Below are 19,992 nucleotides of genomic sequence, written 5' to 3' on the forward strand. Positions count from 1 at the left end.
TCGCGTGTGCTCATGCCCTGCTTTCGTGTTTGCCCCCATGCGAAGCATTTCATGGTGACGCACGCCGCGGCTTACTCGGCGTGCTGATCGGACTGGGACGCTGATCGGACCGGGACGCTGATCGGAACGGGACGCTGATCGGAACGGGACATCGTGTTAGACTTCGAATTGGTTTGAACGAAATGGAAGTACCGCCCGCGTTGGCGGTGACGACAACGAACGGACACAACATGAAAATTGCACTCACCGGCGCCACCGGCTTCATCGGTCGCTACGTCGCGCAGCACTTGGGAAGCCTCGGTCACTCACTTCGGTGCTGGCACCGCCCGTCGAGCGACACCAGCGGTTTCGACAGCATGGACGAAATCGAATGGATCGAAGGTGACCTGGGCGAAACCGAGAACGCCAAGACTCTCGTCGATGGCTGCGATGCGGTCGTCCATGCCGCGCTTTACCGACCGGGGGCCGGATTTGGTGGATCCGAAGGCGACATCGTCGAATTCGCCCAGAAAAATGTGGTGGGAACCTTGAAGCTGATTGAAGCCGCTCGCTCTGCTGGGGCCGATCGTTTCATCGCCTTCTCGACGTGCGCCGTCCACGATCAAATCCTCGACGATCGACCACTCGATGAAACTCACCCATTGTGGGCCCAAAGCCACTACGGCGCTCACAAAGCCGCCATCGAACAGTTCGTCCACAGTTACGGACTCGGACAGGGCTACCCGATCTGTGCGCTACGACCGACCGGCGTCTACGGTGTTGCCCGCCCGACTGAACAAAGCAAATGGTACGACTTGGTCTCGGCAGTCGTCCGTGGAGAAACCGTCGAGTGCGCGCGGGGTGGCAAAGAAGTTCATGCCGTCGACGTCGCGAAGGCTGTCGGGATCTTGCTCACCGCTGATGGGATCACCGGCCAAACATTCAATTGCTATGACCGATACGTCTCCCAACTCGAAGTCGCGAAGATCGCCCAAACACTCTCCGGAAGCGACAGTCAAATCATGGGCGATCCCAAGCAACCGAAGCATCAGATTGTCACCGATAAGATCCAAAAGCTGGGCATGGAGTTCGGTGGGCTCAACCTGCTAGAAGCAACGGTCAAGGAACTGGTTGAGCACGCTCGGCAATCGAGCCGTTGAGCCCACTCCCAATGTGATGGCGGAAGTTAAAAACGAGCCATTTAAAATGGCGGGTGTACGTCAAAGAGGCCTTCCTCCTTCTAGCAACCGGCTTCAGCGAGAAGCGGAGATTTTGAAACGGACTTGAATAGGCGGCCAAAAGCTAACCCCTGATCCAACGGATAAAGAACTCGATCCAGGCAGCGAACGCGAGTCCGCTGAGGTTTGATGCATGACTTTTTTCCACGTTTCTCATGAGAACGACGTTGCAGGCTGGAAAGGTTTTCGCAACGGAAAATGGATTTCCCTTCAGGCCGCTTCGACTGCCCCTAATGTCGACCACCGGAGCGTCGCAAGTCTGATATCATGATTAGCCAAAAACCAGATACGTAGCTGTTCATCCACGATGCACTCACCACTATGGTTGCCCAAACTGACGATTCGGTACCTAACACCTTTAACCTGACATTATCGACGCAGCGTTGCCGCATCGAGTTAGCGGTTGCTCACTTTGTTCGTATGCACCAGCGACGTGCCTCCACCTGCGATAATGAGGATTTCGACTGTGTTTGGAACTACGGTCTTGGAGAGCGCCCGGGAGATCTTCGGGTTTACCTCTAATAGTCCCGCGGCGGCTTTGCTCCTTGGCACCGTCGTCATGATCGTCGGAATATCCGAGCCAGCCAAATCTTCTGCATTCGAAAGTTCTTCAGCCTTTTCCGAACCTAAGAGGGCCGTTCCTAAATCATTTCCCAACTTATCGCGAAGGTCAGCGATAACAACAATTGCATTAGCGTCATCAGCCTCTTTCCATACCGACATTATGCAATCATCTTGTAGGTTGCTGAGGATTTGCCGTCGAAGAATCGCGCCCTCATCCTTCAGTTGCGACCCGTGCGGCGCATTCACCCTGTAGTCACACAGTTTGTCCCATTCCTCAGATACACTCCTTGCCGCGATTTTGGCTTCTCTCCGCGTCAAGCCACTAGCTCTCAAGCGTTTAATGACGATCTTGTGCCTCATCTTTTCCCACACTGGCTCAAATTTCAGATCCGGTACTTCAACGAGAATCCGAGGACAGTCATACGTTATTGAAAGTTTGTCGCCTACCTCACCAGGCTGAAGATACATGGCGCGGGATTTCAGAATTAGATCGATAAGGCTCCCTTGCGTTTCGGGGTCGAACACGAGCACCATTCTCAGTTCGACAGGTCTCATGAACTCAACCATTAGATAGACATCGTTGTCCTTGGGTCTCCGGGCCCAGCTAAGGCGAACGTCTCCGGGCGCGGAATGCTGATGAACGCGAACCAACTCATCTACATCACGACGGTGGCTCGTGTCAACGATCAACACGGGGATCAATCTCCCTTCCCCGCAGTCTTGGGATGCGACCGCAGCATCACCAACGATCCGCAGGATGTCGGCCGAGCTTCCGACTTGACCATTCTCTTTTTTACTACGCAATAGATTCCTCATCAATGATCTCCATAACCAGGCTGGCAGACAACTCGAACTCCTCATCGTGCGCATCGGTGATTATGGTGCAATGATCATCGATAATCATGCCTTCCAACAACGCACTGTCAGCATAAAACACCAGCATTCCAGACACCGTTTTGTGTGCGTCTACGTCTAACGGTGTGTCAAGGCTTGCTGGCGTTGCGCTAGACGGCAGTCGGATTGTTGCGCGTACGCCTTCCGGGGTGCGATACTTTACAGCGAGTTCGATTCTCGCTATCGAGTTGTCGTTATCCGAACGATTGCTGATGGAGATCGCGAACTGATAGATGCGACTACCAGATTCACTCGCAAATTCGGCGTTGGCCAAGTATCCGACGAGTTTTGGCTTCTTCAATTCATGTTGTTCTTCTGCCAACCATGCGGTGCGTGACGCGACCTTTTGGCTTTGATACGCGATATACAGTGCAAAAATTGACGACACAGTCGAAACCGCTGAAAACACAAACGCCCACTCGGCATAACCCCAATTCACATTGACCTCCCGTTCTGCCAACGAAATCGATGGCTGCCTGGATCACAAAAAAGCGTCTCTCGTAAAAACTGTAGCGTATTCGCTGACAGCACCGTCGGTTTCCACCGGGCTGGATACGTCACGCTTTCGGCAACGTTGTCGCAAAGTCCGTGCACTATTCCGAGCAGCTTGAAGACTGGTGCGACGCCAAGCCAAGCAGCGACAAAAGGGATGAGTATCGGAACGTAGCCGTCAAAATCCACTGTGCCTTCCTTTCAAAATTCTAGGTTGTGTTGTGCCCCTAGCCAGTAAGGCATTGAAAAGGGATGTTAAGGGCGCAACGATGGCAACTTTTGTAGTAATACAACCGAGCTTCGCCCTGCCATGTGCGATAAGTCGGCGTTCGGATCAATTTGCGTCAATGATCGGCAAAACGTAATGTCGTGCTTTGCCTGTTCTAATACACATATTTGCCCATGGCATCTTGTCTCGATCTACTAAATCTGGTGAAGGTTACACGCCGACGTTTTGCCCAATGCCTGGGCTCTGCTGGTGATTCGCAATACCAGTTGTGTTTCGGTTGCGAGGTCCGGTGGCCGACGCCGGAGACTGGCCGGTCGAATTGGCTGAACTCGCTTCGGTCTCAATCACGCAGGGGCAACCCGTGCGAGTTGTGGCAGATGCGTACACTCGTCGGTTGATGCAACCGGTGCGATTTCAAATTCGGGACAACTTACGTCGGTGCATCGAGGAAGTGCCGTTCGCTGTATCTGTACCCTGGCGACTCGCCAGCATGGTTCGACCGAGAAAGGCACTGTTCTTGTAACGCAGCCTATGCTGGAGCAAATCCAGTCTTTGGCTCTGATTCCTTTTTCGTCCTTGGAGTGTACCGGATTCGCACGTGACTTTGGGGGGTGTAGAACAGGTTCGATTCCTAGCGGGAATACTCTTTTATGACAATGCACGACGCAACCGTTACACTCGCGTTTCGATCGGAAAGTCGATGTCTATTATCCCGCAATTCTTCTTTGCAAATTGACAATAGTTAAACATGTCACTCACAGAGTTCAACCTTCTCAAATCGATATCTGTTCCAAACGTTGGAAAAGTCATTCCAAAAGGACTGATGGTCGTAGCAGGTCCAAATTCGTCTGGAAAGACTCAACTGCTCACAGATATTCAGGCATCGTGTACAGGAAGCCCACGAGAGCTCGTCGTTTGCACGGACGTGGAAATTGAGCACCCCAGTTCTCTGGATGGGTTGCTTCAGGCATTGCAGGATTCAGGAGCCATTGTTCTTCGCCCAGATGCTAATGGAAAGCAGTTCTACGAACAGACATCGCCGTTTTTGGGGGAAGGCAGCGGAGGGTGGCGAATGGAGCCAAATATGCTGGAGCACCACTTTGGGAGGATGCGTTCAAATGATCTCGCAAGTCGAAAAGCGTTTTATGAACCAATCGGAAAGACCCTTGTAACGTCTCTTTTTCTGCGTCGGAGACTGCAAACTACAGATACTACGAATTCATTCGATTACGAGACGCAACATCCGCAAAATGAACTACAGGCTCTCTACGTCAACCACGATGCCCAACAGGCCCTGTCTGACGAACTTCGCAAAACATTTGGTCGTGCGGTTTGGTTAGATGCGAGCCGTGGAGGAAAGCTCTGCCTGCGGGTTAGTGATTCTCCTTCAGTCCCGTCGGATGCAGATCGCTTACAACCTGAACGAATGAAAGCCTATCGGACTATTGATTCTGAAGGCGACGGCCTGAAGTCCTACACGGCGATATGCATTTCTTTGCTACTCGGTCAAAGGCCAATTTGCCTCGTCGATGAGCCGGAGATGTGTTTGCATCCTCCCCAGGCGTACGCACTTGGCAAGTTCATTGGAAAGTATGGCACTTCAGAGAATCACGCAACAATTGTTGCTACCCATAGTAGCCACATATTACGCGGAATCATCGAGGCAACTCAGGACCTTCAGGTACTTCGTTTGTCGAGAACTCGCGGGAAATTCGTCGGAAATCTTATTCCTTACGAGACACTCGAGCGGTGCATTGAACGACCGAGTACAAAGGTTGAGACGATTCTCGATGGCATATTTTCTCAGGCGGTAGCGATCGTTGAAAGCGAAGGTGACAGAGCCGTCTATGAGGCTGCTACGGAAAAGCTAGGCGAGCTTTTAGAACATGACGTGCACTTCGTTTCAGTCGGCGGCGTCGGTGGCTTCGCTTCCACTAGTCAGCTCTACAAGAAGCTCAAAATTCCAACTGTTATTATTTCTGATTTAGACTTGCTTGGAAAACTCGATGTATTCAAACGGGTCCTTGGTGCGCTTGCGCCGCAGAAAAGCGTTGATGAAATCTATGTGATCGCCGAGTCAGTTCTATCGGAGGTCAAGACGACAGGCCCGAGGATTTCCAGGGAGGAATTAGTTGAGCAGTTGAACCAGATATTGGCGATGCCAATGGATTGGTCGAACGGTGACAATGAGCGAATTCGCAAGGCAATTGGAGCAATTCCTGGCACGCTTTCAAATTTCTCTCTCCTGAAACGCGGCGGACGAGCGAATTACGCGGACAAACCGACCGTGTTGGCAAATTTGGATTCGTTGCTCGCGGAATGTAAACGTCACGGTCTCTTCCTTGTTCCAGTGGGGGAACTGGAATACTGGTGCAAAAGCCTCATGGCTGACGGGCCAAGTAAGCAGAAGAAGGCAGAGTGGGCGAATGCTGCAGCGGTAGAGATTAGGTCAAGTTCAATTCAGGAGGGGGATATCTGGGCTTTCGTTGAAGGCATGACGTCATTTCAAAAAGACGAAATGAGCCGTATCGCAGGCTATTGATGGTTTGAATTGATTCACACCTACGTAGCAGAAATCCGAGATTGGAGTAAATCGAATGTCGATGCAATTGGGCTATCTGACATTCTTGCGGAAGACAAAAAGGGGAAGGGGGTAGTTTTAGAAGACAAAAAGGGGAAGGGGGTAGTTTTAGGGTTTCCTCTGCACGGATTCGGCTTGAATTTTCTTTCTGGGGCGTCCACGAGGACGCAACGTGGACCAGAGACCGGTTCGCTCACATGTTTCTTCGGTCCACTGCTCGTCACCAAAAGGACGATTTCGTGCAACTGAAGTGCGAATCGCTTTGAGGTCGCTTGCGCTCAATGGTTCGTTCACCCTTCTGAGCCAGTTTGGCGGTCGCCGCATAGGCCAAGAATGAAGGAGTTTTGGATTGTTGTCGCATCGGTGATGCCACCGATACAGGGAACCGAACCGCCAGTCCTCCGCATTCTGGACAGCGTGCGCCGATAACGCGTTGCGTTCCACGTAGCGAGCAACGGTGAGGAAGTGTTCGTCATCCTGGCAAGGGAAACTTTTGAATGGACCTTGATAAAGGTGCCCTCCTGCAACATTGTGATTGTGTGCGTGATACCGCAGTGTATGTGTGGCCGACACCCAACCAAGCAGCTTACCCATGCACCCATCTTTTCGAGGACGAACCAGCAAATGCCAGTGATTGCGCATGAGGCAGAATGCGAAAAGGTCGACGGGGTACTTTTCCAATCCTTCGGCAAGGGTACGCAAAAAGGCTTGGTAATCTTCAGGTTTGTGGAAAATATCACAACGCGAATTACCTCGATTCAATGCATGGTAGACAACACCAGCCTCATCGGATCGCTTCATTCTTGGCATGATCACACCTACTTTTCGCAATGTCGACAGGCCCATTGGAGCCAGGGCGATCCAAAATAGCAGCCAGCTTCCCAGTAAAATACCCCCTTCCCCTTTTGCGGATCCCAAAAAGAAAAAGCAAGCGTTAGAAAAGCTTGCAGGTCAAAAGCTTGCGTGACGCTGATGATCAGCTCATTTACTTCTCTTTTCTTGTGTACGCCAATTGCATGAATTTGGTTTCTTCGCCGCCTTTGAGAGTGATGTACATGGTCATCACACGTCTTCCATCCTTGTAGACCGTGGTCAACCTGTGTTTGGCTGGGTTGCCGTCCATGCCAGGAGCAATTCCGACAAGAGTCATTGTCTTTTTGTCTTTGTCGTAGTCACCTTTCATGTGCATCATTCCAGGACTTAAAGAATCCACCCAGGTTCCAACGTATTTCTTTGCCTCGGCGTCGTAGCCAGTGCTTTCATGGCCTTTAAATTCTAACCCCATCATTTTGCCTTCAAAGTTGCTGATCAGCCAAAAGTCGCCTAGCATCCTGTTGGATTCAATGCCTTTGGTGACTTCTGGAGTTCCACTTGCGTAATTGGTGATTTCAACATCCCACTCCCCGGCATCGTCTTTAAGAACATCGTATTCGGGGCCTGCAGTTGGAACTTGAGCAACCGCGTTGGATTGCAAGAGTCCGCATTGAACAATCACGCAACCGAACGCGAAGGTAAACAATCTGAGTGAGTCTGTCATTTTGACTTCCGGGAAAGTACTGAAACTGAATGTATCGCTGACTGTCGGCGAGAATTGGATATTCTAGCGGACAAGTGATGCATTCTTTACCTATCTCAGGAAACACAGTTCCGAGCACGTAGTCCCTGCAGATCCCGCCAGTAAAGCAGTCACGAAATTGACCAGGTGACCCCAGAAAGAAAGGGCACTCATCGGTTTAGTCCAAACCAGACCACGAAGCATGCCAACACGGAGTCCCGATTGCGGTTCACATTGGTAACTTAGGACGATCCGTCCTGACACATTCACGACCAAGTTGCCAGGCTGCTTCGGTCACTTCGACCGAACGCAGTTCGCAAGTTTCCGAAATGAATGAGGTTGGACCAGCCCCCAGCTCGAAGCCGATCCACCGCTTCAGTGCCCCCCAACGAAGTGATTTCCGACAACAGTTCCGCGATGCACCGGCGGCCGACTCCGGTGATTTGGTTTTTTGTTTACTGGTCGATGCCACTGGAAGCTTTTTTTATGTGAGGCGACGGGGACACCTTGTGTCGGCTCGTGACCGGCTTCGACTCAGACACTCCGCCGTTAACATCATCCGGCTGGCCGTGCTTTGGGTGGCTTGGGAAATCAATGGCTGGGCATCGATTCGCTAGGCGCGAACGCCTATGAAACTGGCGCGGCTTTGCGATTTGGGTTCCTGCATTCTTCCACGTGGTCACGGCACTGCCCCTGATCCTTGAAACTGGCCTTACTTTCAGCACTTGGGATCGTTCATCGTGTTCTTTAAGCCGAACGCTAACCTGTCCGACGCCGAAAAGTCGCGGATTGAAACTTGCTTGCAACAGATCGCCGAATGCGTTGGAAACTCTGCAGAAGCAACCCGAACAGCTTGTGCAACTACGTCGTGGTGCCTGACGGATCGCCACCCACCGTCCGCCAACCACCGTGCGCTGGACTCCCAGCTCAGCTCGTGCAGCCTGGTTGAGGATGGTTGAGCCGGTTGATTTCATGACGGTCCATTAGCTGGACAGCGCCACTTTGATGGTCAAGCATGGGAGTTTGCGGCCTCGATGAGCCGTTTTGGCGCTAGCCACGGTTCTCAGGTTTTTCTCGCAAAACCCGTGGCTAGCGCCAAAACGGCTCATCAAAGTGGCGCTGTCCATTCGGCTCGCCCCTCCTTCGAAAACAGCCGTGCCGTTTTCAAACGCTGTTCTCGCAACGCCTTCAGTCCCCGCCCGCGCTGACGCGTTTTGAAGTTGCTTGATTGAGTGCTGAAGGCACGGCAGGCGTCTCATCGCAAGTCACCGCCGTCCCTTCAGGACTACCGAACCAAACACCCTTGTTTCCCCGGACTGGCCTCCGGGGCTAGTGCTTCGGCTACATTTCATTTTAGGGTCAATCGTAGTGGATGAGGCGACGAATCCCATCCACTCACCGACCAGACGGGCTCGTCGCCTCGCCCACTACAACCCAAGTTTGAATATGGATGAAGCGATAGTGCTTCGGCTACTTTTCATTTCGGGGTTGGTCGTAGTGGATGAGGCGACGAATCCCATCCACTCAACAACCAGACGGGCTCGTCGCCTCGCCCACTACACTCCAAAGTTGAATATGGATGAAGCTCTAGTACCTGTCATCGGGCTGCGATTCACCCCCAAAACGCAACTTCGAAACACTCGCAGTGGGCGGGGGCGGACGGCGAACGTTCGGCGAGATTTTCGGGGGAGCGGCGAGACGCGTTGGTTTCCATGCCCGGCCCTCACCCTCGCATTCGCCTGAACGGCTCTGCTCGACCTCTCCCCACTTCGTCGGGAGAGGTTCTCAATGCAGAAGCTCACTGAAACGCGGCACCATCAAGCTGCACGCCCACCCCTGTGGCCCCAGTCTCCCTGTGCCCCAGCCTCGCTGCCACACTGTGCCGCTGCCACACTGAGGCCCTGCAACACTGAGGCCCTGCAACACTGTGCCGCTGCCACACTGTGGCCCTTTCCCACTTCCACAAAAAAACCCTGATTGATCTTAATGACCAACCAGGGTTTCGAATTCAAATGAGCTGTTTCGGTTTTCGCTTAGCTGCGGCTAGTAATGCTGGTGACGACACGCAATAGATTGCGAACCGGCTGAATCGGCTGGTAGCCCTTCAAGCGACGGCGGTCCCAACGTCCATCTTCGGTACGAGTGAAGAAAATGATCTGTGGGACCATTTTCTCGTTGGCCATTAATTGCTTGGCCAGTTCTGGTTCAGCATCGCGATCAACAACGGCAACGCTGACGGCATCCAATTCGCCGGATCGTTCCATGTTTGCGATGGTGGTGCTCTTGAGCACGTCGCACGCCGGGCAATATCCCGCGCTCACGACGACCATCAGTGGCTTGTGTTCCTCGACCGACTGCTTGTAGGCCAAGGTGTAGTTCTGGTGTTTCGACACATCCGTTTGACTGGTACCGGTTTGAGTCGTAGCAGCTCCGCTGGTGACTACGGCAAGTGTCAGACCCATGAACAGTGACAACATTCAAGCTTCCTTTTTAACAAAGTAGGCTGTCGCGACAGTTGCGGCACCATGCCGCCAAGTGAGCCAGACGCATATCCGTGTCTGAAAGGGCTGGGGCGTCCGTCCAATCGTTTAAAACGAAAGGCCCGCGAACACTACAGATCCTACTCGAGAATAGAAAAGAACCGTCGAGACAAGTTTTGTGTGACCGCCAACGCGTTTTGGAAAATCCTTTCCCAACGATCCGCGGCAATCGCACCTTACTGCTGTTAAGTCGGCTCCTGTCGGCATGCTCCACACCGACGACGGAAATGACCTCGACCTGAATTTCCGACGCCCTGAACAGGACTCCACCCCATACTGGGGGCTATGGACAAGCTGCGCGGGTAATACGGTTCAGACAGGTTGGCGAGGATTGTAAGACGCTCAACTGGTCATGCAAGCACGGAAACGCAAAATTCCAGAATTCATTCTGAACGGCAGATGTCCTCAATTGGACTCCACTTAACGGTCACCTGTCATCCATAACAGCGTTCAACGAACCCCCCATCGGATCCCAAAAACCCTTAATCTACGCGTATCCAACCATCTTCAGTCCCTTCAAAACCTGGCCTCCGAAAAGGGCTGACGGAGATGAGCCCACGCTACAACGGCCGGGTAGGTAATCGCCGACTGTTTGCCTAAATTCATACAGTCACAAGCCAAGTTCGCTCAAAATATCAGTCACCGACACCCCAGTCCCCTGCCATGACTCTCGATAATCTTCACGAAACACACGCTCGGATCCTCCGACAGATGTGTGACGCAGTCGGCATGACGCCGGAACGAGCGACCGAAGAGGACGCGTTCGTCGGTTTCTTCCAGTCCTTTCGGCCCGACGGCAACGGTCTGCATGGCATCTTCGACGGTCTTCCGGAATGTGCCGAAATGGCCGAACGGCTCGACGACTTATTCGAAGTGGCTGGCGACGATCGTCGTCCCCAAGGCGGCAAAGATGCCTTTTTCGTCGTCCGCCAACCCGCTGAGATCTCACCCGAACTGGTGCGTCTGGCCGGCGAACAATGGCTTTCTGGTCTAGCCCGACTCGCCGACGACCTTGGCATGTCCGAAGCTTCGCAAAAGCTCAGGGCGGTGGAAAAGGTGCGAGTTTTAGAGGGGATCCCGCCCAAACATCCGAAGTTAGACCACGAGAAGACAGACTTGCTTCGTCTACTCAAGGACGAAGCACCCTCCTGGATCGAGGCGGCGGCCCCCGATCATTCCATCAGCCAATCGCTGCGTCCGGCCTACTACTTCATCAATTGCGACCCAATGCTGCGTGACTACTTGATGTGGCCAATGATGCGAAATTCGATCGCGACGGACTTCGAACCCTTCGAGCCCTACTTCCAGCTTTGGCGCCATGGGGTGAAGTGGCGAGCCTACCAAGAACAGCAAATCGACCTCTACATGCCCCGTCGATAACCGCGGAATGGCCCAACCACCGGCGACAGGTTCCCGTCACCAGATCCGCAACTACTGCCTACGACTCCTTGGAGCCTCCGGCGCTATCGCCGAGCGAAATGCAGAAGACAGAGAAAACGGCCGAGAAACGCCGTAGCCGTGGTGAAATCCGGGTTACCGACTAACCTGGGGGCCTGTCCGTTCACGTTATTCATCCGGAGAAACAACTTGGCCCCACTGTCGCGAGGAATCCTGCCGTGGATCGTAGCGATCTTGCTGATCGGGGCCGCCGCGATCAATCCGGTCGAGTTCAAAACGAGCGCCGATTTTGACCGGGCGACGCAGTCCACCGGATTGCAAACCTTCCTCAAACTAGGGCTCGGGGCGGCCGCGGCCGCCATCGCCGCATTGTCATTGTTGGTCAGTCCGCGGACTCGGCGGGTTTTGGCATCCGTTCCGGCAACCGCGTTGCTGACCCTAGGCGCCGTCTTTTTAGCTACCAGCGTTTTCGCCGCGGCGGAGATCCGTACGATCAGCGTGGCTTCGGCGTTGCTGTACCTGGTCTATTTGATCTTCCTGGCTGCGGCTTTGGCCACTCTCGGAGTCCGCAATGTCGTCGGTTGTCTGACGGCCGGAACTGTCCTGTACCTCGTCTTCACACTGGGCTTGTATGTATTGGTTCCCGAACGAGGGCAATTTGTGGAATACACCAGTGCCGCCGACAGCGTCATTCGAATGGGCGGAACCGGCCACCCTAACAATATCGCCAAGACCGCCATCGCGGCTGGCCTAGCACTAATCGCGATGTTGGTCGGTACGACCAAGGGCAAACTGGCGATCGGAATGGACGGTCCATGGATCCGGTTGTTTTGCATCGGTTCATTGCTTGTCGTTGCGGCGGTGATGGTGGGCACAATGAGTCGTACCGCGATCTTGGCCGGTGGAGCAGCAACGGCGATGCTGTTGTTTGATCGCTTTTATGGTCGCGGTGGCGTGGTGCTGTTCGTATCCGCCGTTTCACTGGTGATGGTGGCGGTTCTTGCCATTTCATTACTGACCGGCGAAGGCCCGCTTTCTGAATCCGCCGTCGGGGCGGTCACCAAGAGTGGCGACGTCGAAGAGATCACCTCGCTCACCGGCCGGACAGTTATCTGGGAAGAAGCGATCGGATTCATCGCACAACGTCCCGTGACCGGATGGGGACTCGATAGCGCTGCCAGCGTGATGAGCAAACAAGCGACTGGAACGCACAACCTTCTCCTTCACGTTTCGTTTTCCGCCGGATTGGTAGCGGCCGCGATCATGGCTGGCCTTCTGATTTGGTCATTCCTGTTTGGTGCCCTTTCCGAACATGAGTGGATGCGAGCGGTGATGGTATACGTCTTGGTCTCCGGCCTAGTCGAAGACACCATTCTAGAATCGTTCCCAACCACACTTACGATGCTGTGGATGGTTGCGTTGATGGCCCCCGTGTTGGAAACGATGACTGCCGACGAGAGCGATTCAACGGGTACGGCCGAACATGCATATATTGGCGATTGAACCGTACTACGGCGGTAGCCATCAATCCTTTCTGGACAACGTCGTGCGGCGCAGTCGACATGAGTGGACGCTGGTGACCGGCCCTGCTCGTCACTGGAAATGGCGAATGCGATCGGCACCTTTAGCACTGGCCGAACAAGCCATCGAAAAGCTGTCCGAACGAGCCAAATACAGCAATCCTGCGAATGGCAACTCACATCAAGTGGACCTCGTCTTCTGCACCGACATGCTGGATTTGCCACAATGGCTGGGCTTGATGCAGCGTTCACAAATTGCTGCACCCGAGAACCCGAACATCCCGCCACTGATATCGCCAAGCACACCGATCGTTGCGTACTTTCACGAGAACCAGTGGACCTATCCCACCGCACCCGGCGCACGAGAAGACTTCCACTACGGCTACACCAATCTGTTAACCGCACTGGCCGCTGACGAGATCTGGTTCAACTCACGCTTTCATCAAGAATCATTTTGGACCGCTAGCCAGACTTTCCTTCGCCGGATGCCTGATAACGTGCCAGCCCACCGCATCGACGAAGCAATTCAACGATCGTCCGTTTTGCCACCCGGCTTTGAAGCGAATGCCACCTCAGTGACACGGCAAGTCGGACGAACGGAAGCTGCCAATCCGACAAAAAAGAGCACTCCCGCCGAATCACCTTTGCCGCTTGTCATCGGCTGGGTCAGTCGCTGGGAGGCTGACAAGCGTCCCGACGAATTCGTTCGACTTCTCGACGCGCTGCATGAAAGGTCAATCCCCTTCGAACTCGTGCTACTGGGGGCAAGGCCCAGCCAGACGCCGGAACTAGAAACTATCCGATCACGTTACGCGGATCGGATTCGCCACGACGGCTTCGCTGGCGACGACTACGCCAAACACCTCACTAAGATGGACGTCGTGGTGTCGACAGCCGATCACGAGTTTTTTGGCATCGCCGTTTGCGAGGCGATCTGGGCCGGTGCGATTCCGGTGCTGCCCAATCGACTAAGCTACCCCGAACTGGTGCCCCCAAACTCGCTGTACCATTCGCTTGAAAATGCAGTCGACCAGATTGCAACCATCGCGAAACTGGATGTTGCGAACCGCGAAACGCGTCGGCAGCAATGCCGCGACAAGATCGCCGACTACCGAATGTCGCACCTCGTTCCTATCATGGATAAACGATTCGACCAAGTTACGCTTCGGACTTCCTAGCCGTTCCTCACGCTCCTCTGCACCGCATGATCCCTAACGCTTCGACCTCGACCATGCGTGTGTTAGACGCGAACGCGAACCGGGCGGCCGAGGGTTTACGGGCGCTGGAGGAAACCGCCCGCTTCGTATTGGAAGCAGCGGAACTGCAATTTCAATTTAAGCGACTTCGACACGAACTTTCGCTCGCCGTCGCCCGATTGCCGCGTCTGGAATTACTGTCATCCCGCAACACGCCTGGCGATATCGGAACCCAAACGTCGACCGCTAGCGAGCAGTCGCGCCCCGACACCGCAAGCCTGATTGCATCCGCGTCCTCTCGCGTCCAACAGGCCTTGCGCCGCTTAGAAGAATACGGCAAGTCGATCGACGCCCAATTTGCAAGCGAAGTCGAACAGATTCGTTACCGCGTTTACGACGTGACGGCCCGACTGGAATGTCTGTCGTTAACCGCCGACACGCGACGTCAGCGACTCGAGGCAGCACGCCTGTACGCGTTGATCGATGGCCAAGCCGATGCCGATCAAATGCTACAGCGAATCCGTTTACTCGCTGACTCTGGCGTAGGAATTATCCAGCTTCGCGACCGTCAACTTGATGACCGAGCCCTCTATGGGCGGGCCTGCATCGGCTCCAAAGCCGCTCGCGACTTAGGCGTGTTGTGGATTATCAATGACCGCCCCGACATTGCCGTTGCGGCCGACGCGGATGGTGTTCACGTTGGACAGGACGAACTTCCGACAGCGGCCGTACGTCGTATTGTCGGTGCCGATCGTCTCATCGGCCTATCAACGCATGACATGGAACAAGTCCAAGCGGCTATGGAATCATGTGCAGACTATATTGGCTGCGGCCCCACGTTTCCCGGCAACACAAAACAATTCGATCACTATGCCGGGTGCAGCTTCTTGCAATCCGTTTCGGAATACTTTGCAAAACCCGAATCGGTGCCACGTCCGGCCTTCGCAATCGGCGGCATCACGACCGACAACGTGCAACAAGTCGCCGTCGCTGGGTTCAGCCGCATCGCTGTCACCGGGGGCCTGTCCGGTGACAACATTGCCGAGGCCGCCGGTCGCTTCTTGCAATCCCTACAGCAAAACAGTTTGGTGCCCGTCTCCAATGCTTAGCCAACTACGCTCCAAGCCAAGCATCGCCATCATCCTGACGATCTTGTGCCTGTTATGTATCGGGACCTTCTTGGGCGCAGACGATGGCGTCGCGACCACCGTCGTTTTGCAAGAACCCAAATTGACCGAAAGCAGTGGCTTGGCGTTCTCGCATCGAGACCCTAACTGTGTTTGGACACACAACGACTCCGGCGATTCCGCTCGTCTATTTTGCTTCGATCACAAGACCGGCAAGCGAACCGGATCGTGCGTTTTGAAAGACGCCAAAGCAATCGATTGGGAAGAGATGACGATCATCACGCCCGCAGCAAGAAATCCGTTATCGGATGTCACTGATATCGGGGATGCGTCGAATATTGGGGATGCGTCGAAGGCCTCCAACGTCGATACCGAAACCGCCCAAATCATCGTTGCCGATAGCGGCAACAACAACGGCCGGCGAGCCAGCGTGGTCCTCTATCAATTCGCCGAGCCCGATCCGCACGCCGATAGCAAACTGACTCGCAAGCAGTGGTCGCGAACGATCATTCAATTCGAAGGCGGTCCAGTCGACTGCGAAGCGATCTGGTTCGAGCCATCCAGTCAGCAAGTCATGTTTTTGGCGAAGACGGTGGCTCCGTATTCCGGTGTGTACGGAGTCCGACTGAACGAGGCCTCGACAGACGCCCAGATCGAAACACGGCCCGACGTTCAAGTCGAAACACAGACCAAAACCTCTGACCAAGCCGTTGTCGTTGCGAAACGTTTAACTACGCTTCCGGTGCCAGGCGCGACGGGAGCCGACCGGGATTGGAAGACCGGCGAGATCATCGTCGTGAACTACTGGCAAACCTTTCGCTTCGCCCACCAACCGGGCGACGACCTTCTTTCGCAATTGTCCCGCACCCCCGAGTCCACCAAACTTCCCAAGTGGCGACAAATCGAAGCAATCGCCTGGGACCGCGACTCCCAAGCCTGGATCACCACCGAAGGCAGTCCAGCTCTATTGGGCAAGCTTCGTAAGTAGATCCTTGCGACGGGCCCTATGCGGCTGCAGCCTGGCTCTTTCCGCCATTAGCGGGTTCCTGGGGGCGGGTCGCAAACTTCCGACTCGCCGCCTGATTCGGTTAATTTGCCCGCCCTACACCGTCGGGCCATTGCGCGTCATAATCGCTCGCCTTCTGAACCATTCCCTTCAGTGGCAGCCCACTTCATGTTTCACGACAAAATTGGTGATCTCGGCATCACCTTCGACGACGTTCTTCTGCTTCCCGCTTACAGCGAAGTTGTGCCCAGCGAAGTCGACGTCAGCAGCCAGCTTACCCAGCGAATTCGGCTGCAAATGCCGCTGATCTCGTCCCCCATGGACACGGTCACCGAAGGCGAAATGGCGATCGCTCTGGCGAAAGAGGGCGGTTTGGGCATTGTGCACAAGAATTTGTCGATCAAAGAGCAGACCGCTGAGGTGCTGAAGGTCAAACGATCGGCCAACGGCATCATCGTAAACCCCGTCACGCTGACCCCAGAAGAAAAAGTCAGCAAAGCCGCCGAGCTGATGGACAAGGCAAATGTTTCCGGAATTCCGATCGTCCGCACCGACCGGACCCTCGCCGGGATCCTCACACGCCGCGATTTACGCTTTTTGGAAGACCCCGATCTGCCGATTTCGGAGGTCATGACAAAAAATAATTTAGTAACGGCTGTGGGAAATGTGAGTCTTGCGCAAGCTGAGAAGATTTTAACGGAAAAAAGGGTCGAGAAACTTCTCCTGATTGACGAAGAAAGAAAACTGACGGGGTTAATCACGATTCGCGACATCGACATGATGAAGCGGTTCCCTCGAGCCTGCAAAGATCCACAAGGCCGACTTCGAGTCGGTGCAGCGATCGGAGTCGGCGATTTCGAGCGAGCCGAGAAGCTGATTGCTCAAGGGGTCGACCTACTTGTGGTCGATTCCGCTCACGGGCACAGCAAGAACGTGATCGACACCGTCAAAGAAATTAAAACGAACAAAGCATGGGACATCGATGTTGTGGCGGGGAACGTCGCGACGGCTCAGGGGGCAGCGGACTTGATCGCTGCGGGAGCTGACGCGGTGAAGGTCGGCATCGGTCCTGGATCGATTTGTACAACACGCGTGATCAGTGGCATTGGAGTGCCGCAGGTGACCGCGATTTTGAACGCTGTACAAGTCGCTCACGAAAAGAACATTCCTGTTATCGCTGACGGCGGCATTCGCTTCAGCGGTGACATTACCAAAGCACTAGCCGCCGGAGCATCGACGGTCATGATCGGCAGCTTATTTGCCGGCCTGGCTGAAAGTCCTGGCAAAATGATTTTGTACCAAGGTCGTACGTTCAAGGCGTACCGTGGGATGGGATCAATGGGTGCGATGGTTAAAGGAAGCAGTGACCGGTATCGCCAAAAAGGCACCGAGGCGGGCAAGCTTGTCCCCGAAGGTGTCGAAGGACGCGTGCCGTTCAAAGGCCCGCTGTCCGATTACGCTTACCAGTTGGTAGGCGGTCTTCGAGCCGGCATGGGTTACTTGGGAACACGGACGATCGAAGAACTCCGTCGAGATGCGAAATTCCTTCGCGTATCGGCAGCCACGGTGAGGGAGAACCACCCGCATGACATCGCGATTACTCAAGAAGCGCCCAACTACAGCCCCGATGTCGCATCGGGCGAAACTAGCTAGCCTGATCGCGGAGGTCGTTAAGACTTCCGCACCGGCTTTCTTTGCGTTCGGATGCGGCCTGCTCGCTGCATCCAACGCGGCCCAGGCACAAGAATCGGGATGGCAAAACAATCGCCATTTCCGTCCCGCACCTGCGGCCCATTCTCGCTCGCAAGCTCAGTTTGCGAGCCAAGCCTATTCCGGAAACCAGTCGTATTCTGGAAACCAGGCTCAACCAGCCACCCAACGCCCCGGCTGGAATCTGCAGTGGCGCACCAGCCCACAAGTGGCTGCTCGTCAGGCTCGCCAAATTAGCGACGCGGCCTTCGATGAGTCCAACCAGGTAACCACGCCGGATAGCCAAGTGGCCGCCTCGACCGCCGCACAACCAACCCTGGTGCAAACGGCGCAGACTCAAGCCAACGCGACCGCAACCCAGCAAACCTACAACCAAGGCTCGCCGAACCAACTTCGCGAAGCTGCTCAAGCACCCGTCTTGCGTCGTCCCGTCAATCTTGACGCAGCCGATCCCAACATCGCCCACCGCAACGCAGTGGAACAGGTGGTGTGGATGGCCCAAAACGAAGGCCCTAACAATCCGGGCGGCATGTCGGTTCCGGACAATCTGTTCCGCGACTCGACCGCAATCCCTCAGAACTCACCTGGCTCTGCCTTTGAGCTACCTGGACCGCGTACCACCACTCCACAAATCGAACAGATCCCAGCGCCCCAGTCGGTGCCGCAGGAGCTATCGGATCTGTTTGAAGTCGATCCACCGGCACAAACGTTGCCGAGCCCGATGCAATCGTCACCCACTGAACCTGCACCGTCGCAGTCACAAGGTGATGCATCGATCCGCGACTTGATGGAACAAAACCCACTTCCACCCAAAGAGACACCCGCGGAACCACTCGACAATTTGGAATCGCCATCGGATCTCGAGACGTTTGCTCCCAACCCGTTCGGTGAACAAACCGATCGCGACGCGCAACGTGAACAAGATCGTCTTCGTCGAGAAGCGGATCGCGAGCGACGTCGTGCTCAATCGAAAGAGGATCGTCCATCGATCTTCAGCGATGACGACGAGGGACCTGCAAACAGCGGAACCGGCTTGTCATGCGACGACTTCCGCGATCGCATCGAAGCGTCCACGATCGATCAAGTATCGCTCGACATCAGCCCACCGTTCCGTCCTGACGTGATCGACGAAGCCGAATACTCCAAGCTGAAGGGCAAGTTCAGCGACAAGCAAGCCTCACGAACTTGGCGATCGGTCGACGGCCGATCTCTCGGCACCGGACGTCTTGCGGACCTTGCCTACGAAAAGGCAATCATCACGACCGAGTTCGGCACGCATGAAGAACTTCCGCTGAACCGTCTTAGCGAACCCGACCTGGCGTACATCTCTCAAAACTGGGGTCTGCCAACGGAATGCCTGATCGAACAAGTGGCCTACACGCCTCGAAGCTGGACTCCAACGACCATGACTTGGACCGCATCGAACCTGTGTCACAAGCCACTGTACTTCGAAGAGGTCAACCTGGAACGCTACGGTCACACTGCGGGTCCGTTCGCTCAACCGATCATCTCGTCGGCTCACTTCTTCTTCAACATTGCTGTGTTGCCATACAAGATGGGCGTTCACTCGCCGCACGAATGCCAATACGCGTTGGGTTACTATCGCCCCGGCAACTGTGCACCGTGGATCATCCCACCCGTGCCATTGAGCGTCAAAGGTGCGTGGTACCAAGCGGCCGCTATCACCGGCACCGCATTGCTGGTGCCCTAGGGACTGCTAGTGCTTCATCCATATTCAACTTTGGGGTGTAGTAGGCGAGGCGACGAGCCCGTCTGGTTGGTGAGTGGGTGGGATTCGTCGCCTCATCCACTACGATCAGCCCCAAAATGAAATGTAGATGAAGCACTAGTGCTTCATCCATATTCAACTTTGGGGTGTAGTGGGCGAGGCGACGAGCCCGTCTGGTTGGTGAGTGGGTGGGATTCGTCGCCTCATCCACTACGATCAGCCCCAAAAAGAAAT

General features: G+C 54.7%; 14 protein-coding genes. 9 read left to right on the forward strand and 5 right to left on the reverse strand.

Annotated elements, in window-relative coordinates:
* Positions 1–230 precede the first annotated feature (230 nt).
* Positions 231–1,139 (forward strand): NAD-dependent epimerase/dehydratase family protein, encoded by a 909-nt coding sequence (locus ACR3ZL_RS17445; RefSeq protein ID WP_486172817.1) that lies wholly within the window; start codon positions 231–233, stop codon positions 1,137–1,139.
* Between the two features lie 474 nt (positions 1,140–1,613).
* Here ACR3ZL_RS17445 and ACR3ZL_RS17450 read toward each other — a convergent pair whose 3' ends face one another.
* Together ACR3ZL_RS17450 and ACR3ZL_RS17455 are read right to left on the reverse strand one after the other, a co-directional pair.
* The gene (locus ACR3ZL_RS17450) at positions 1,614–2,585 is read right to left on the reverse strand and encodes a hypothetical protein (protein WP_486172818.1); all 972 of its coding nucleotides are present in this window, start codon (positions 2,583–2,585) and stop codon (positions 1,614–1,616) included.
* Positions 2,578–2,997 (reverse strand): hypothetical protein, encoded by a 420-nt coding sequence (locus ACR3ZL_RS17455; protein WP_486172819.1) that lies wholly within the window; start codon positions 2,995–2,997, stop codon positions 2,578–2,580. Before ACR3ZL_RS17455 ends, ACR3ZL_RS17450 begins: the two co-directional genes overlap by 8 nt.
* A 1,147-nt stretch (positions 2,998–4,144) precedes the next feature.
* Between ACR3ZL_RS17455 and ACR3ZL_RS17460 the strand changes: the two genes are divergently transcribed.
* Entirely contained in the window at positions 4,145–5,938 is a 1,794-nt protein-coding gene (locus ACR3ZL_RS17460; protein ID WP_473651837.1) for an ATP-dependent nuclease, read from the forward strand.
* 147 nt (positions 5,939–6,085) lie between these two features.
* Here the strand turns inward: ACR3ZL_RS17460 and ACR3ZL_RS17465 are convergent, their stop codons facing one another.
* The 3 genes from ACR3ZL_RS17465 to ACR3ZL_RS17475 all read right to left on the reverse strand — a co-directional run bounded on the left by ACR3ZL_RS17465 (position 6,086) and on the right by ACR3ZL_RS17475 (position 10,009).
* On the reverse strand, positions 6,086–6,823 hold the full coding sequence (locus ACR3ZL_RS17465) for a transposase (RefSeq protein WP_486172820.1): 738 nt from the start codon (positions 6,821–6,823) through the stop codon (positions 6,086–6,088).
* A gap of 139 nt (positions 6,824–6,962) precedes the next feature.
* The gene (locus tag ACR3ZL_RS17470; RefSeq protein WP_473651836.1) at positions 6,963–7,514 is read right to left on the reverse strand and encodes a DUF1579 domain-containing protein; all 552 of its coding nucleotides are present in this window, start codon (positions 7,512–7,514) and stop codon (positions 6,963–6,965) included.
* Between the two features lie 2,051 nt (positions 7,515–9,565).
* Complete coding sequence (locus tag ACR3ZL_RS17475) at positions 9,566–10,009, reverse strand: thioredoxin domain-containing protein (protein WP_473651835.1); 444 nt, start codon at positions 10,007–10,009, stop codon at positions 9,566–9,568.
* 726 nt (positions 10,010–10,735) lie between these two features.
* Here ACR3ZL_RS17475 and ACR3ZL_RS17480 point away from each other — a divergent pair.
* From ACR3ZL_RS17480 to ACR3ZL_RS17510, 7 genes are all read left to right on the forward strand, one after another.
* Positions 10,736–11,452: an apolipoprotein acyltransferase gene (locus ACR3ZL_RS17480; protein ID WP_473651834.1), complete on the forward strand. Its 717-nt coding sequence runs from the start codon at positions 10,736–10,738 to the stop codon at positions 11,450–11,452.
* A gap of 207 nt (positions 11,453–11,659) precedes the next feature.
* A complete protein-coding gene (locus tag ACR3ZL_RS17485) occupies positions 11,660–12,973 on the forward strand; it encodes an O-antigen ligase family protein (RefSeq protein WP_473651833.1) in 1,314 nt (437 codons plus the stop codon).
* A complete protein-coding gene (locus ACR3ZL_RS17490) occupies positions 12,954–14,168 on the forward strand; it encodes a tRNA-queuosine alpha-mannosyltransferase domain-containing protein (protein ID WP_486172821.1) in 1,215 nt (404 codons plus the stop codon). Before ACR3ZL_RS17485 ends, ACR3ZL_RS17490 begins: the two co-directional genes overlap by 20 nt.
* A 26-nt stretch (positions 14,169–14,194) precedes the next feature.
* Positions 14,195–15,295 carry a thiamine phosphate synthase gene (locus ACR3ZL_RS17495; RefSeq protein ID WP_486172822.1) on the forward strand — a complete coding sequence of 367 codons (1,101 nt, stop codon included), beginning with the start codon at positions 14,195–14,197 and terminating at the stop codon, positions 15,293–15,295.
* Positions 15,288–16,301, forward strand: coding sequence for a hypothetical protein (locus tag ACR3ZL_RS17500; protein ID WP_473651829.1), 1,014 nt, complete (start codon positions 15,288–15,290; stop codon positions 16,299–16,301). Before ACR3ZL_RS17495 ends, ACR3ZL_RS17500 begins: the two co-directional genes overlap by 8 nt.
* 186 nt (positions 16,302–16,487) lie before the next feature.
* The gene (gene guaB, locus ACR3ZL_RS17505) at positions 16,488–17,972 is read left to right on the forward strand and encodes an IMP dehydrogenase (RefSeq protein WP_473651828.1); all 1,485 of its coding nucleotides are present in this window, start codon (positions 16,488–16,490) and stop codon (positions 17,970–17,972) included.
* Entirely contained in the window at positions 17,905–19,740 is a 1,836-nt protein-coding gene (locus tag ACR3ZL_RS17510) for a hypothetical protein (protein ID WP_486172823.1), read from the forward strand. The genes guaB and ACR3ZL_RS17510 overlap by 68 nt, the downstream gene beginning before the upstream one ends.
* Positions 19,741–19,992: the final 252 nt, after the last annotated feature.

The organism is Rhodopirellula sp. J20-39 (assembly GCF_057365095.1).